Origin of the sequence: Butyrivibrio sp. INlla18 (assembly GCF_900103635.1) — a bacterium.
Taxonomy (GTDB): domain Bacteria; phylum Bacillota; class Clostridia; order Lachnospirales; family Lachnospiraceae; genus Butyrivibrio.
In genome coordinates this window covers 16,084-31,513 of record NZ_FMXK01000028.1, presented here as the reverse complement: position 1 = coordinate 31,513, position 15,430 = coordinate 16,084, and the positions used below count along the sequence as shown (strand labels likewise).

11 protein-coding genes, 2 tRNA genes, 1 pseudogene and 1 riboswitch are annotated in these 15,430 nt (G+C 40.1%); all 14 genes and pseudogenes read right to left on the bottom strand.

Translation table 11 applies throughout. From position 1 onward, the window contains the following. Positions 1-209: pseudogene (locus BLS24_RS15065) on the bottom strand (IS5/IS1182 family transposase); the annotation flags it as partial. A gap of 174 nt (positions 210-383) precedes the next feature. Next, positions 384-467: transfer RNA gene (locus BLS24_RS15060), tRNA-Leu, on the bottom strand. A gap of 49 nt (positions 468-516) precedes the next feature. Then, positions 517-599 (bottom strand) — tRNA-Leu (locus BLS24_RS15055). 55 nt (positions 600-654) lie between these two features. Beyond that, entirely contained in the window at positions 655-1,452 is a 798-nt protein-coding gene (locus tag BLS24_RS15050; protein WP_091761062.1) for an ABC transporter ATP-binding protein, read from the bottom strand. 5 nt (positions 1,453-1,457) lie between these two features. Further along, a complete protein-coding gene (locus tag BLS24_RS15045; protein ID WP_091761060.1) occupies positions 1,458-2,483 on the bottom strand; it encodes a FecCD family ABC transporter permease in 1,026 nt (341 codons plus the stop codon). 13 nt (positions 2,484-2,496) lie between these two features. After that, positions 2,497-3,540 carry an ABC transporter substrate-binding protein gene (locus BLS24_RS15040; RefSeq protein WP_091761058.1) on the bottom strand — a complete coding sequence of 348 codons (1,044 nt, stop codon included), beginning with the start codon at positions 3,538-3,540 and terminating at the stop codon, positions 2,497-2,499. 32 nt (positions 3,541-3,572) lie between these two features. Continuing rightward, positions 3,573-3,714: riboswitch (cobalamin riboswitch) on the bottom strand. Positions 3,715-3,742: 28 nt separating this feature from the next. Next, positions 3,743-4,075 (bottom strand): hypothetical protein, encoded by a 333-nt coding sequence (locus BLS24_RS15035; RefSeq protein WP_091761057.1) that lies wholly within the window; start codon positions 4,073-4,075, stop codon positions 3,743-3,745. Positions 4,076-4,139: 64 nt separating this feature from the next. Continuing rightward, positions 4,140-4,937, bottom strand: a complete 798-nt coding sequence (locus BLS24_RS15030) for an arginase family protein (RefSeq protein ID WP_091761055.1) — start codon at positions 4,935-4,937, stop codon at positions 4,140-4,142. Positions 4,938-4,952: 15 nt separating this feature from the next. Continuing rightward, positions 4,953-5,726: an adaptor protein MecA gene (locus BLS24_RS15025; protein WP_143015196.1), complete on the bottom strand. Its 774-nt coding sequence runs from the start codon at positions 5,724-5,726 to the stop codon at positions 4,953-4,955. A 218-nt stretch (positions 5,727-5,944) separates the two neighbouring features. Then, entirely contained in the window at positions 5,945-6,592 is a 648-nt protein-coding gene (locus tag BLS24_RS15020; protein WP_091761051.1) for a sortase, read from the bottom strand. 65 nt (positions 6,593-6,657) lie between these two features. Continuing rightward, entirely contained in the window at positions 6,658-7,785 is a 1,128-nt protein-coding gene (locus BLS24_RS15015; RefSeq protein WP_176764455.1) for a Cna B-type domain-containing protein, read from the bottom strand. 10 nt (positions 7,786-7,795) lie between these two features. Continuing rightward, positions 7,796-8,650 (bottom strand): class C sortase, encoded by an 855-nt coding sequence (locus tag BLS24_RS15010; protein ID WP_091761046.1) that lies wholly within the window; start codon positions 8,648-8,650, stop codon positions 7,796-7,798. Positions 8,651-8,790: 140 nt separating this feature from the next. After that, the gene (locus BLS24_RS15005; RefSeq protein WP_091761042.1) at positions 8,791-10,242 is read right to left on the bottom strand and encodes a SpaA isopeptide-forming pilin-related protein; all 1,452 of its coding nucleotides are present in this window, start codon (positions 10,240-10,242) and stop codon (positions 8,791-8,793) included. A gap of 76 nt (positions 10,243-10,318) precedes the next feature. After that, positions 10,319-15,430, bottom strand: a complete 5,112-nt coding sequence (locus BLS24_RS15000) for a Cna B-type domain-containing protein (RefSeq protein ID WP_091761039.1) — start codon at positions 15,428-15,430, stop codon at positions 10,319-10,321.

Sequence of the window (15,430 nt, the reverse complement as noted above, 5' to 3'; positions counted from 1 at the left end):
TATTGGATGAAGGGAATTTTAATAAGAGTGACAGGATCCATGCTGGGCCTGCCCATGTCTGAAGAATACTTATCTTCAACAAGATCATATATGAATGACCAGTCTATGGCTTTATCAATAAGCCTGAGCATGTGATCCTGAGGTACCAGGTCATCCATGCTCACAAACTGCATTTGCTCACGTTTTCTTTCGGTATTAGAAGTCATCATAAAGGCTATCCCCATCCCCAACTTTGATACTTCTATTATACCATAAAAAGTGCTGCAATCTCAGATGAATACTGGGTTTATAGCGCTTTTGCAAAGAAAAATCCACGGCGCATGCCGTGGACTTTGTCTACAGTCTGAAAGGACTAGTTCTTTCGAACTAGTCCTTTTTAATCGTGCGGAAGATGGGACTTGAACCCACACGATGTAAGCATCACAAGATCCTTAGTCTTGCTCGTCTGCCAATTCCGACACTTCCGCATTTAAAAATATATAGAACCTTGTCACTACACTATGAAAAGATTCATAGTGCAGGAGAAGGGACTTGAACCCTCATGTTGTTGCCAACACATGGACCTGAACCATGCGCGTCTGCCATTCCGCCACTCCTGCAAGCGACAAAATTTATAATACCGATTTTAACGTGTCATGTCAAGAGTTTGCCACATTATTTCCAATAGTTCAGCTGTTTTTTCATATAAGATGAGACATCCATATCATAGGCAAGTTTAAGATTTTCATCTGTCAAAACTTCCTCGATGGAACCCTTAGCAAGTATCTCTCCCTCTCTGATAAATAAGACCTCATCCGCTATGCTAAGAGCAAGGTTTATATCATGAAAAACACCTATAAGTGTGTTCTTTACAACTGTCCCATCCGCTAGTGTAGTACTTTCCTTTTTCCACTCATTTAAAAAGCTCATAAGCTCATCCTGATACTTAAGGTCAAGATGATTAGTTGGTTCATCCAGCATCAGAACCGGCGTCTCCTGAGCAAGAGTTCTAGCAAGGAACACCCTTTGAAGCTGGCCACCAGACAGTTCGCCTATCTGCTTGTCTTTTATCTGATACAATCCGTTCTGTTTAAGACACTTATCCACAATCTCCTTGTCTTTTGCAGACGGAATCCCCATAAACTTGCTGGAATACAGATATCTTCCCAGCATAACCGTTTCTTCTATAGTATATGAAAAGTACAATGTGGATAACTGAGAAAAGGTAGCCTGCATAGCCGCAATCTCTTTTCTCTTAAGACTTCCTATTTCATGGCCCAGCATAGAAATAGAGCCATCATAATCAAGAACTCCTCCAATAGCGCGTAGGAGCGTAGTCTTGCCACTTCCGTTAGCTCCAAGGATAGCAAGGCTTTTTCCCTCCTCCAGGGTAAAAGAGACGTTCTTTACCACAGGGTTATCCAGAGGTCTTTTACCATATCCACAGCTTAGATCTTTGACTTCTAACAGCATCCCGGTCACCTCCTGTCCCTAAAGTAAACCCACATAAAGAATGGAGCTCCCACAAGTGCTGTTACCGCGCCAACCGGGATCTCCCTTGGGGATAAAAGAGTTCTCGCAGCAAGATCAGCTATGGACATAAATGCGCCACCCAGAATCATAGACATGGGAAGCACGATCTTGTGCCTCGAGCCAAAGACTCTTCGCACCATGTGAGGCACCGCAAGATCCACAAAGCCAATGATACCTGAAAAGCACACAGCCGCTCCTGTCAAAAATGAAGCAAGTGCAAGAAGGATGATCTTTACTTTTCTAGTATCTACGCCAATACTAAGAGCCTGTTCCTCACCAAAAGTCATGATATCAAGCTCTCTATGGTAAAACATAACAGAAAGTGAACCGATCAAGGTGCAGCCAAGGAGAATACCAACATGTATCCATCTCCTGCCGGAAAATGAACCCATTTGCCACAAGATAAGTCTCTGCATATGTTCGCCAGCCATTGAACTTAGGAACGTCAATATAGCGTTAACAAAAAGCGAAAACACCATACCAAACAGGATAATGGTGTGGTTATGCATATTTTTATCAAGGCGAGCTGCAAATGCAATAACTAAAAAAACTGTCAGAAGACCAGACGCAAATCCTGTAACAGGTAAAAGGAAAAAACCTAATACCGAGCTTGTAGCTCCTGTTATTATGACGACGGCCGCCCCAAGAGATGCTCCGGCTGAAACTCCCATTGTATAGGAAGAAGCCAAAGGATTCTGAAGTATAGCCTGCATAATAGCTCCGCTGACTGATAGCGCAGCTCCCACAATAAATGCAGTGAGTGCCCTTGGCATCCTTATTTCCCACAAAATAGAAACAAGAGATGGATCGATATTATCCGGTATAGAAGTTCCTAGTATCTTGTGCCAGATAATGGACAAAATATCCATTACCGGCACATAAACACTGCCAACTCCTATACACAAAATAATAGCTATCACAGCTATGATACAAGATGCGATTATTCTTACTGACAGTTTTTTATTATTCATTTTTTATTTTGATTTATGCAGCTGGCTGCTCTGCATCGAAATCTGCATAGTACTCAGGATAGATATCCTTAGCGATCTCGATCATAGCATCTACTACATGATGATTAGGACGGTTAACAGTATCTCCATCGATCTGGTAAATAGCCTGATCCTTAACAGCTGTTACATTCTCCCAGCCCTTCATTGTAAGAAGAACGTTGATAACGTCATCTGTGTACATATCAGCTGTAAGAATAACCTGAGGATCCATAGCTACTGCAGCTTCTTCTGTAAGAGCTGGCCACTGATCAGTTTCCTGTCCAGCAACGTTTGTAGCACCTACAAGAGTGATCATCTCATCGATGTATGTGTTAGCACCGCATGTGTAGATAACTGGTGAATCACCTGATGGTGTGAAGAGCTCGAAAAGAACTGTCTTCTTCTCTTCTTCTGGGATTGTTGCAGCGATAGCCTTGATAGCCTCAACATCAGCAACCATATCATCAACGATTGCCTGAGCCTCTGTAGCCTTACCTACAGCATTACCAATTGCAAGGATATCCTCCTGGATATCAGCAAGGCTCGCGCTACTTGGGATATCAAATACGCAAACACCAGCTTCTTTTACAGATGCAAAAACATCCTCACCGTGGCTAGCGCTCATACCTGTTGTGAATACGATATCAGCGTTAAGAGCTACGATCTGCTCCTGATCTGGAGTCATCATATCAAACTGTGGAATGTCTGCATTAAGAGAATCAGCATAGCTAGCATATGAATATGTATCGCATGCTACGATCTTGTCTGCAAGACCAAGGTCGATAAGAATCTGTGTTGTTGATGGTGCCATTGAAATGATTGAATTTACTTCTGTTGGAAGTGTGATCTCGTTACCGCTTCTATCAGTAACTACGTCAGATGCGCTTTCCTCTGTTGTAGCAGCTTCTACTGCTTCTGCGCTAGCTTCTACTGAAGCCTCCTGTGTTGCAACGCTCTGATCTTCATTTGCGCCACATCCGCAGGCAAAACAAGACATCATGGCTACAGCCATGACCATAGATAAAAACTTTTTCTTCATAATATTCCTCACTTTCTTTGACCCGAAGAAAATTGGTTACTAGCTCAAAGGCAGGTATCTGGCTGGGACACTATGTCCATCACAGTAGCGGCACTGCTGAAGAATCGCACTTCATTCCCTATTAAGTGGCACCGGAGAATCAATCCTGGTCACACCTTTTCGCCTCAAAAACATTAACACTAATACAAATATGTGTCAAATATTATAGTCTGGATAACTTATCCACAAATGTATAGAGAATATTCATGACGAATGCTGCGCTCTTAAATCTCATGCCAAAGCATGCTGCGCAGATTGCAAAGACTGCCGCAAGCACGTAGCTTACAACAAAGAAATGAACAAAGCCAGCTGCAAGGAAAATGCATGCACATACAAGCATACCGATGGCTGCAACAAGGCTTCTAAGCATACTCTGATGAAGAACAGTTATCTGAAGAAGGATTCCTTCTCTTTCTGTAATGATCTCTTCATCGGAAAGAACTTCAAAATCAAGCTTTTCTAAATGTCTGATGTAATCCCTAAATCTCTTTTCCATATTTCCTCCATTTGTACTACCATTCCGTCTAACATTTTATATTATACGCTATAGCGACAATATTTTACATATAAATATACTCAAGGATATCTTTGTTGAACTCGTCGTTGCCCTCTGTCTCTAAAGCCACATCGCAGTCTTCCTGGTCAGGTGCACATTCACCGCAGATATCTACGCCTATTACCTGCCTATCTGATAATATCTTTCTGGTAAAAGAAGTCACATCTTCCCAGCGGGCCTCTCCCTGATCCCAGTTAGTCACAAGTTCGTCCCTAGCTATAACATCCTTATCAATTGAAAGGTAGACAGGATATTGGGTCTCAGGAAGTATGATATCACCTGTTCCAGCGTCAAATATGTCCTCAAGGTCATAGAACTTTGCCTTATTCTGGATCTCTTTATCCAATTTACTTATAAGCTCTCTGTCTGCACCAATAACATGCACGTCCTTAACATATGGATTGTTCTCCAAAACATTAAGTACCCATCCTCCGCAAGACAAGATGTCTCCAAACATTGGAGGCTGCATGTCAGGATGATGATCAAGTACAACCAGTGAAAAGGGCTCTTTTACCATATTCAGCCAAAGAGCTGACATATAATGGTAATTGCCTGAATCAATAAAATGCACAGACCTTGCAAGATCCTCAAGATCCGTAAAAGGCACTTCTTCTTGATTTATAAAGCTTTCAAATCTTAGCTTTATTTCCTTTTTTGCTTCATCGTCGCACATGCAATTTGTTCCGGAAATATCCTTAAGATCCAAGACCTTACCACAAAATGAAGAGCCTTTATCTAACTGATAAAAGCTCTCCTTCTCATAGATTCCTGAAAAATTAACAACTGTAAAAAATGGCTTCATATATAGTCCTCTTTATCATCTAGCAAGATCAGCCAAATGCACGATGGCATCTTCCTTAATAAGAGCATCTCCGTGCTCTTCAATAAACATAGCCTCAGGTGAATTGATAGTCATCATCTCTGAATACTCAACACCTGCTCTTCTCATATCGTATATAATGCTCTCTTCAGCAGACATAAGGCCTGCAATGAGGTAATATCTGTCTTCATACTTGTACAGATGAGAATCCACAATAGGGAGCCTTTGGATAACTTTTGCAAAACGCTTGGCCTCATCCATACCCGCAAATTCCATCATATACTTGGCATACTCTGTAAGCGGCTGATAGCTGGCATTGTTCTCATCAACAACCGGAGTATCATCAAGACTCCTTCCATAGATCCTATTGATCGTATCCGTAACATTGGTAATAACTTCGTTTAAAGCTATACCCTTATCTCTACCTGTCTTGTCCTTTATTTCCTGAACCTTTTCTTGAGTCAGAGTCTTCAAAATAGTCTCTGCTGCTCCGCGAATACGGTCTGTAGCCTTCTGAATATCTTCATTGGTCATCTTCACAGCGAAGATGCGCACACTACCATCCATCATCATATTCTTGCTCATCATCATGACCTCTGTCTCAGGGTCATAATCGAGCTGAGCTCCTACTTCCTTGTTGAGCTGGGCAAAAAATGATGTTGTATTCTCTGCACCACTTATTACTGCTTCTGGAGTAAGACCTATCTCATGAAGTTCTGATGCTGCTATGTTGCATTCTACAGTTGTGTCATTCATTTTTACAATAATCACTAAGCATCAACTCCTCTCCTTGGATCATCCGCCAAATAATGGCGAATAGCCTGCTCCTATTGTACTGTTATTATATATCTGCCAATTAGCACTGTCTATGAAAGAGTGCTAAAAATTCTATTAAAAGTCTTAAATCTTATCTTTTGTATATACATATATATCGGATGTTTAAAGACATTTAAAAAGCCCCTGCGATCATTTGTCGCAAGGGCAATAGATTACTGCTGCTTTCTGATATGTTTACTCTTTTCAGCTGCTTCTAATACATCAGGTGTAGAACCTGTAGCACTCATCTCTCCTGTAGCTTCGCAGCGAACTGTAACTCTATTAGCTCCGCCAATAGTACATGTGAAAAGAGTCAGATCCCACTCGCCAGCTACCATATCTATAACATCGTAGGCTCCTAAAGTCTCGATATTGGCTACTTCATACTTGTAACTCTTACCATTCATATCAGTTACAATGACTTCATCACCGGTTGTAAGCTGGTTGAGATTTCCAAAATGCTCTACATAGTTGTGTCCAGCAATGATAAGATCATTGGAAGCTATAGAGCCTCTGTATCTACAAACTGCGTACTTGGCATCTTCCTTGCTCCATCTGCTCTGAACTGGTAAAAGAAGTCCAAGTGAAGGAATCTCAACGGTTCCAACAAAGCTATGTCCATCAACATCAACTACTGGCATATCTGTAGAAGTATCTTCAAGTACAGTGTTAGGCATCTGATTGATAACTCCGCTAAGGAATGCATCTGATGCGCTTCCAGCCTGAGCAGACTCTATGAAATTGTTTCTGATTATCACAACCGCCAGCAGTATACAAAGTACGCCAAGGGCAATGTAGATATAACCTGATATCTTCTTCATATATTATCCTCTAGTAATATTATACCCCGCGAAGTAGCTTCGCAGGGTATTTTTTCAAAAGAATTTTATGCTTTGCTGTTCTTCCTGATTCCCTTTACTATAAGGACTACTCCTACAATAACAAGGATAGGAATTGGCCACCACAAAAGACCTGTCTGAGGAAGTCTTCTGGCACCAAGTACCTCTGGAAGATTTCTGATAGCACCAAGTACTTCTGGAAGACTTGGGAATCCAGGTGTCTCAGGATTCTCAGGTGGATTGTCCGGAGGATTATCAGGTGGGTTATCTGGTGGTGGGTTGTCTGGTGGTGGTGGATTATCAGGTGGATTGTATGTATTAGTAAGTACATATGTGATCTTCACCTTACCATTGGCATTGGATCTGGTATCTGAAAGAGATACTGAATACTGAATATCTCCGCCAACTCTCTCTTCGAAAGTCCACATATAACCAGATTTATCACTCCAAGAGTAATGCCAGCTGTTCTCTTCATTAAGAGTAACTGTTGCATACTCTTCACCATCTCTCTTGATAACTACTTCGATCGATGAAGGACGAAGATTCTCATATCCTGCATCATTCCATCTCTTTAATAACTCAAACTCTTCATTAAGTGCTTCTTTTTCACATTTACATGTAGCACTTGCTGAGTAAACGCCGCCTTCATAGATCCAGTTATCTGATGAATCAAGCTGTGGAACTGAAATAAGGAATGATGAAAATACATATGTGCATTCCTCTGACTCATCTACTACTGTGCTGCTTCTGACAAGGTAAATTCCAAGGTCAAGACCTGTGAACTTAGCATATCCGCCATTGCTTGTGGTAGTAGCTGTAGGTCCAACTGTATTTACTGCATATGGCTCAACAGCATCCAAGATCTTCTTCCACTGCTCATCAACTGTTGCCTTATCTGTAATGCTCTTAAGGTCTGTTACAGGTGATATAGCTTTATACTGACTATCAAGCTCAAAGAAACTTCCATCTGAGCTTACACTTCCGATCTTATAAATATTAACCTCAACACCATCAAAATGTCTGTCACCATATTTGTACTCTATGGTAAGTGAGCCTTTTTTGCTGGTATCAATAAGGCCTCTGGCCTGCGTGGTCATTGTCTTACCTGAAAACATAAGGGAAATAACGCATGCAGCCATCGTTATTCTTTTTAGAATCTTACTAAATCTCTTCATGAATGATTCCTCATTTAGCTTTAGCATTTTTCTTCTTTGGCTTTCTGGTCCTAAACAGGAAACCAATAAATGCTATAAGTAAAACTGGCGCTCCAACAAAAGGAGCAATTATCATAGTGCCATATCTCGTTGCATCCGCAGGCACGATTAATTTTGTTTCTTCATTATAATCAACACGCCTTGCTCTTACAAGGAGCCTGTGAGTATTGACACCATAAGGTGTGCAAGTCACCAGCGTGACATATTCTTCGTCATCAAAAATTGAAAGGCCAGTTGTTTCTTCTGGCAATACAATGCTTATCTGGTCTATCTGATAAGCAAAGGTCTGATCCATGATGTGTAAAAGAAATGTATCTCCCACGATCATCTGATCAAGATCTGAAAAAAGTTTAGAGGATGGAAGTCCTCTGTGTCCGGAAAGAACCGCATGTGTTGACTTTGTTCCCGTAGGAAAAGAGGTTCCTTCTAAGTGTCCAATACCTGTCTGTAAAACTGATTCTGATGTTCCGTGATATATTGGAAGATTTACTCCAATATTCTCTATCTCTATGTAACCGATGATACCTGTTCCTGTTGGATCAAGTATGCTGTTGTATTCTGCAAGCTCTTCTTCTGTAAGTTCAAAGCTCATAGGCTTTTCTAAAAGAGCTTCATTGTAGGCGTAAGCCTCTTGCCAAAACTTTGTATAGTCTTCTTCTGAAATATTAGCCATGGCCTCTTCGTAATTGGAGATCGCACGGCTCTGATGCTTGGAGTTAATGTAATTACTAACAGAAGGGTATAAAAATATACATATTCCTACTATAAAGATAGCTGCAAATATGAAATTAGGTATCTGCTTCTTGATGCCTTTTTTAGTTGCCATTTAATTATTTTCCTAAACCAAGATGAATCTTTAGTATTCTCTGGGGAATCCCCTGATTCCCCAAAGAATACATATCTTTTACAAGATTCAAATAATTATATAATGAACTTTTTCATACCCCAATATGATTACCCAAATAATTACTCAGCGTCTGCTTTTCTGCGAACGATGAAGTATGCAATACCTGCTACAATAAGGATTCCACCAAGGATGTAGAAGATTGTTGTACCAATTCCACCTGTTGAAGGAAGAAGCGAACCTGAGTTGTTAAGTACAGGAATCTCTGCTGTGTTTGCACCGTTAACTGTAGCTGGTGTGCGAGTCTCAAGACGGTTGTAACCAGCTGGAGCCTTTGTCTCTTCGAAGTAGTATGTGCCGTTAGCAAATCCCTTAACTTCGATAACACCTGTTTTACCTGTTACCATAGTGTCAACAGCTTCGCCACCTGCGATTTCCTGAGCTGTAGCTACGCGATATATGTTCTCTGTTGATGTAGCATCGCCTGTTCCTGAAACAAGAACTACAGGAATCTCAACATCACCTGTCTCTGTTGTGAAGAGCTTGAATTCTGCATCTGCAAGAACATCACCAGTCTTAGCATCCTTCTTGATAAGGAAGATGTTGTAGTTAACTACTTCTGTTCTATCTGTTCCGATTGTGTTTTCATTGTTATCTGTAAGCTTAACTTCGTTGTTCTGAACCATATCTACAGCCTTCTCATTTACTGTAGCTGAGTATGTGATCTCATACTGAGCATTTGAAGGATAGATTGGCTTTAAGTTTGCATCAGCTGTTACAAGCTTGATTGTTGTTGTCTGTCCATCATAGTTAACTTCAGCATTAACTACTGTGCCATCAACTTTTACTTCAACGTTCTTATCAGCTGTAAGACCTTCTGACAATGTATCAGTGAAAAGAAGGAATGTAACCTGGTCCTTACCAATGTACTGTGTAACTGTACCTGTAACCTTGTAGTTGACCTTCATACCTACCATCTGTGTAGGAACTGGGGTCTCTGTCTCACCCATTCCAACATAAAGCCAGTTAACTTCATCAACTGATTCCTGCTTATCAACTGTTGTCTCCTGGTTCTTATCGATTACAGTTGCATTTGGAGTTGCGCTATCGATTGTAACAGCAACACCAAGAGTTGATGTGATGTAGTAGTAACCATAATCAAGACCTGAGAATGTGATCTCTCCGCCGTTACCTGGAAGTGTATCAATAGCTGTACCAAAGTTAGCTGCGTTGTCCTTAACGAAATTAATTACAGCATCATCAGCTGTATTTTCTTTTCTAACTACGCTGTAAACACCATTGTACTCACTTACTGTGAATGGGCTTGTTGAAGCCTGAAGTGCTGCAAGGAAAGCATTGTTTGATCCATCGTAAGTATATGCTACCTTGTCTCCCTCGTATGTTGCATCAAACACTTTGTAAAGAGCATATGACTCGCCCTGTGTTGTGTTGCTTACTGTGATGCTTCCATTTCCAGCTGCCTTAACATCTAAGGCATTTCCTGCTGAGAATACCATTGAAAGTGCCATAGCACCAGCAATGATACCGGTTAAGATTTTCTTAATACCTTTCATTGTCGTCTCCTTTTTGAATCTTGTTTTTTTGATTGTGTATGTTCTAAATCTTTTCAGATCTTAAAACCGTTAATAGTTACATGTTTACATTTTTCTTGCGTGAAATATACATTCCAGCAAAAGCGATAAGCATAAATGCGATTCCAGCTGTGGCAAATGGAACAGTTCCATTTCCACCAGTACGTGGAAGCTTGTTTGAATATACTGTCTTGTTGGTGATCTCTACTGATCCAAAGTTTCTGCCATCACTTCCAAGAGTGATCACATAGCCTGTATCATAAACTTCCTTACCATCAACTACTGTCTTGCCCTGACCATTTCCCGTTGCTGCCTCAGAAAGGCCTGAGTATTTATATGTTACTGTGTAAGTTGCGAGATATTCCTCAGCTTCTTTTACAGTATATTCAACCTTGTTACCATTGGCATCGACTATTGGAAGATCGTAAATCTCTACTCTCCATCCATTAGTACTTGAAAGAACTTCTGATCTGTAAAGTGTCCAATCATTTGTTCCTACAGGTCTCTGCCAGATATCAATATTAAGTGTTGTATGATTCTTAGCATCATCGCTTCCGTCAGATGCAATCCACTTCTTGCTGATCTCAAGATATCCTGTCTTAGCATTGTTGAATGCTACATCAGCAACTGACTTACCATCATCATATCTTACATAATATGTGTTGGTTTCAGGTTTCTTTGTATTTGGATTGATTCCAAGATACAATTCGCACTTAGCTACTACATTGTTGAAGCTCTCATCTGTTGCATATCTAACGTTAGCGCCAAGATACCAGAAGTCTTCCTCATCCTGAGTGTAAGTAAGTCCTGTAACCTTAGGATATTTCACAGTATCTGGATGAGTCATATTCTTTGATGTATAACTCTTTGGGAAAGTTGTATGCTTTTTGGTTACAACCATCTCTACATAATAAACAGTTGAGTCATACTTAACGCCTGCAAGTCTTGTATTTGTCTCAGTAATCTTGTAGTAATAGGTTCCTTCAAATCTAAATGGAATAGGATTAAACTTAGCAATTGCTGAGTAAACACCATTTTCATTTACGGTTGCGTCAGCACCTGACAATACTACGCTGCTCTTTCCATCACTTGAACCAAGAGGCATTGGCTGAGCCATTCCATCTGTTGAAAGGTTCTCACCTTCAGAAGTCTGTATGCTATAGCCAATAGGCTCAAGGACAAATTCAAACTGCATATCAGCAGTCCACTCTGCACCAGTAAAGTTCTTGGTTATCTGGATAGGACCAACTGGATTACTATAGTAGTTACATACTTGAACTGTCTGAGTATGTGAGTAATTATCAACTTCCGGACTACCAACTAAAACATTGTCTGGTCCCTGATCACGAAGATTAGTCATATCACAGGAATAAACCTGTCTATAGTTTTCTCCGCCTCTTCCATAGCCCTTTTCATTTGGATCCTCAGCATCTACTGTAAGATCATACTTAGTAACACGTGAGTAAATATTGTCATATAATGGCTTGCTTGTATTACTAGCTTCATCATATGTGAAGGTAAATCCGTCAGCTACCTCATCAACTGTATATGTTCCTGCAGGAAGTCCAAGAACTGTCCACTGAGCACTCTGATTATATACAACAGTATATTTCTCACCTGTAGGATACTCAGTTGCTGTTCCTTCAGTACCAGCAGTACCAACAAATCCTTGGAATACAATGTAGTGACCATTTGATTTGTTAGTTATACGGAACTTAACCTGCTTCAAGATGGCATCGTCATTATTTAAGCCTTCTCTTACCTTATCTGATCCAAAATCATTTATAACCATCTTATGGATTCTAAGATTTGCGCTTCCTTCATTATAGAAAGCAATCTTAGAAGAATCAGAAATGACGTTACTTCTGCGCTTAGTTGTATACCTGTTTTCAAACAAGCCCAGGCTGATCTTGCCACTCTTGAATGTATCAATATACTTCTTCTGGTCTGCATCTTCATAATCGTACTTGTAATACTCAATTATATGATTATCATCTTTTCCAAGTATGATATGAGCGATTATGTAGTCTTCATCCTTCTTAACTGTAATACCAGTTGATTTTGAAGCATCAATATCATCCTCTGTAATTACAAGATAGATGTGACCAACTTTGTCCTTGTCGTAATAAACAATTCCACTATTATATTCAAATGAGTAAGAAATCTTGGATCCATCATTTGTAAGTTCACCTGGCTTAGTAATAGTAACCAGTCCATTAGCATCTTTATTAAGAGCTCTTATTGTGAATGTGAACTTAAGATCACCAGGATCTGTATCATTCAAATACTTATTAAGTGCGATTCCAATGCTTCCCTTTACAGTCTTATTATCAAAGACTGGAAGATTTCCATCAGACTTTCCTGAAGCTGAAGCATTTGAATAAACCAGTGTACAAGCCTCATCTGTGTAATAAACAGGAGCACTTACCTGAATATATGTACCGTTAGTGTACTCATTTATCTTCTGTAAAGTAGCTGTTACTTTTGCATAGTAGATTGTTTCATCTTCTATGTATACATTTCCTTCAGCGTCCGTTGTACCAGCTGTTTCAACAAGCTTGTAAATGAAAGACTCGCTCTGACCTACTGATGAAAGACCTACATACTGATAGTTCTTATCATTCTTGCCAGCTCTATCACCATAAGTAATAGTGTTAAATGTGATCTCATGAGGAGCGTCTTCATCATTTGTTACTGTCTCAATTTCAGTCCAGCCATCAGCTGAAGCACTATCCTGCTTGTAAAGAGTAAACTTAAATCCTGATACAGTAGCATCTTCACCATCAATTGTCTTGTAAGCCTGGAACTTAGCAGTTCCACTAATCTGCTTAACATCTGTATATGTGTTATGCCATTCTTTTTCTACATAAGCATTAGGGAATACAAGCCATCCACTGGATGTATTGTCATTAACCCACTTTGCATTCTCCTTACCGGCGATGAATACACCAGCAACTGATCCAGCACTGTGTACTTCATCAGCATTCACAAAGTTCCAAATAAGAGTTCTGGTGATGTAATCATATTTATTACTTCTCTCAATTTCATCAGATGGGATAAGTTCACTTCCATCAGAGCTTACATGGAACTTATGCATATAATATGTAGATGCAGAAGCAGTTACATTAAATACGATTGTCTGATCAGAGTTCTTATATATTCTGAGCATTTCTGCCTGACCAATCTTTCCATAGGCAGCGTCATCAATATTTACGTAATAGGTTCCAGCAGCTAACTTTGTAGTATCTACCTTATATCTGTCACCATCTTTTTGAAGTTTAAGACTTCTAGCAAGCTTTTCAGCACTAGCAAGGTCTGCAGAAGCATCTCTGCCATACTTGAGCATATCTTCTACAACATCACTTATCTCGCTTGTTGTATATGCAGTATCCTTACTTAATATATTGTTGTTCTCATGATAGATCTGAGAAGCATATTCCTTAGGAATGATGAAGTAAGCAGCAAATCCTTTAATGTGGAACTCACCAGCTACTGTTCCTGCCATAAATGTCTGTTCACAGATATTAGTAAGGTCATTACCAAACTGTGTATAACCTGTAAGGTGTGTAGTAGCAAAGTTTGTCTGCGCTTCGTATAATGTTAAATCTCTACTTACGATACCGAAGTTAACTGCATCACCGAGAACTGACTCAAATGTATCTGTTCCAGGTTCCTGATTCTGATAAGCTACTACTGCAAAGATTGAGAAGCTATCTTCTACAAACTCAATCTTCTCTGTCTCAGTAACAACTGCTGTAGCATCTGTAAGTGTCTTTACTTCGATATCATTTGCTGTAATATTTGTAGCTTCCTGAGTTGTTGTAATCTCATTAGCTTCTTTAACTTCCTCTTTAATAGGAAGATGTACTACTGTGATCTCCTCTTCAGAAGATACTGCAAGACTATCAGTAAGCTGCTTGTCCATGAACTCCATGCTAATGCTAACTGATCCTTCAGCTGGCTGGATCTCTTCACCTTCATACATGAAAGCTATATCATACATAAGAGTATTATCTTCTGAATATGTAGATGCTGCCTCATGACCTGCCTCATCAGCAATTGCCTGTGAATTATCATTAAGCGCATCCATATATGCATCGTAGTTATATCCATTTGATTCTGATGTAATAGGTGTAACTACAAGCTCAGCATCTTCAGGAATTGCTCCAGCAACCTGAAGCTTAGCTGTGATCTTAATATTGCTATCTGAGTAGATGTACTCAGCCTTTGTTCCTTCTGAATAAACAAAATTGATAACTGTATCTTCTGTGATCTTTGTATATTCACTACCATCTACTGTGTAAGAGTAAACTTCAATGTCCTTGGTCTGAGCCGTTGATGCTCCAGAATATGTTGCAGCGCTATCTGCTGCATCCTCATTCTCAGCTGTCTCACTTACAGGAACCTTTACGATCTCTTTTTTAAGCCCTGTAATGACCTTGCTTCCGATTGTAGCTTTTACATATGAATAAGTAGCATATTTATATGTACCGATCTTGACCTTTACATTGTCGTAAGGTGGATTCTCTTCTTCATCAAGTACAAGGTACTGATTGAAATTTGGAAGATCAATATTTGAATACTTCTCAGGATCGATCTCTTCGCCAAACTCATCTACTAAAGTAGCACTAAGAGTAACTGTCTCATAAGTAAGTTCTTCTTTATTAGATACTAATGAAGAAGCCTCATCTGCTGCGTCGCTGCTCATGCTTGATGATGCATCGCTATCGCTCTCTTCTGAATCCTCAGATGAAGCTTCATCTGCTGCATCATCGTCATCACCATTAGCACTAGCATCATCATTATCGTCATTCTGATCATCGTCGCCATCTGATGGATCACCTTGATCATCGTTCTGGTCATCACCATTCTGGTCATCACCGTTCTGATCATCATCGTTCTGAACATCACCGCTCTGATCACCGCCGTTGTTCTCGTTATTGTTCATCTCTTCGATGAGTCCCTGCTCGAACTCACTGTCAGCAGTTTCAAGAACAAGACCAACCTGCTTGGCTCCATCCTCTGTCATAGCCGTAGCTGGCTTGTTGAGAATGTATAATGTGATAGTTCCAGTAAGAATGGAAACACACAGTGCAAAAGCGAGCCACTTCTTGTAGTTCTCATGCTTCTTTATGTACTTTTCTGCGCGATTCTCTGCATTACCTCGCAT

What these genes read in the sequence shown, in the direction of transcription:
- BLS24_RS15050 (WP_091761062.1), bottom strand. Translation starts at nt 1,452, where the DNA reads ATGCTGTTAGAAGTCAAAGATCTAAGCTGTGGATATGGTAAAAGACCT.
- BLS24_RS15045 (WP_091761060.1), bottom strand. Translation starts at nt 2,483, where the DNA reads ATGAATAATAAAAAACTGTCAGTAAGAATAATCGCATCTTGTATCATA.
- BLS24_RS15040 (WP_091761058.1), bottom strand. Translation starts at nt 3,540, where the DNA reads ATGAAGAAAAAGTTTTTATCTATGGTCATGGCTGTAGCCATGATGTCT.
- BLS24_RS15035 (WP_091761057.1), bottom strand. Translation starts at nt 4,075, where the DNA reads ATGGAAAAGAGATTTAGGGATTACATCAGACATTTAGAAAAGCTTGAT.
- BLS24_RS15030 (WP_091761055.1), bottom strand. Translation starts at nt 4,937, where the DNA reads ATGAAGCCATTTTTTACAGTTGTTAATTTTTCAGGAATCTATGAGAAG.
- BLS24_RS15020 (WP_091761051.1), bottom strand. Translation starts at nt 6,592, where the DNA reads ATGAAGAAGATATCAGGTTATATCTACATTGCCCTTGGCGTACTTTGT.
- BLS24_RS15015 (WP_176764455.1), bottom strand. Translation starts at nt 7,785, where the DNA reads ATGAAGAGATTTAGTAAGATTCTAAAAAGAATAACGATGGCTGCATGC.
- BLS24_RS15010 (WP_091761046.1), bottom strand. Translation starts at nt 8,650, where the DNA reads ATGGCAACTAAAAAAGGCATCAAGAAGCAGATACCTAATTTCATATTT.
- BLS24_RS15005 (WP_091761042.1), bottom strand. Translation starts at nt 10,242, where the DNA reads ATGAAAGGTATTAAGAAAATCTTAACCGGTATCATTGCTGGTGCTATG.
- BLS24_RS15000 (WP_091761039.1), bottom strand. Translation starts at nt 15,430, where the DNA reads ATGCGAGGTAATGCAGAGAATCGCGCAGAAAAGTACATAAAGAAGCAT.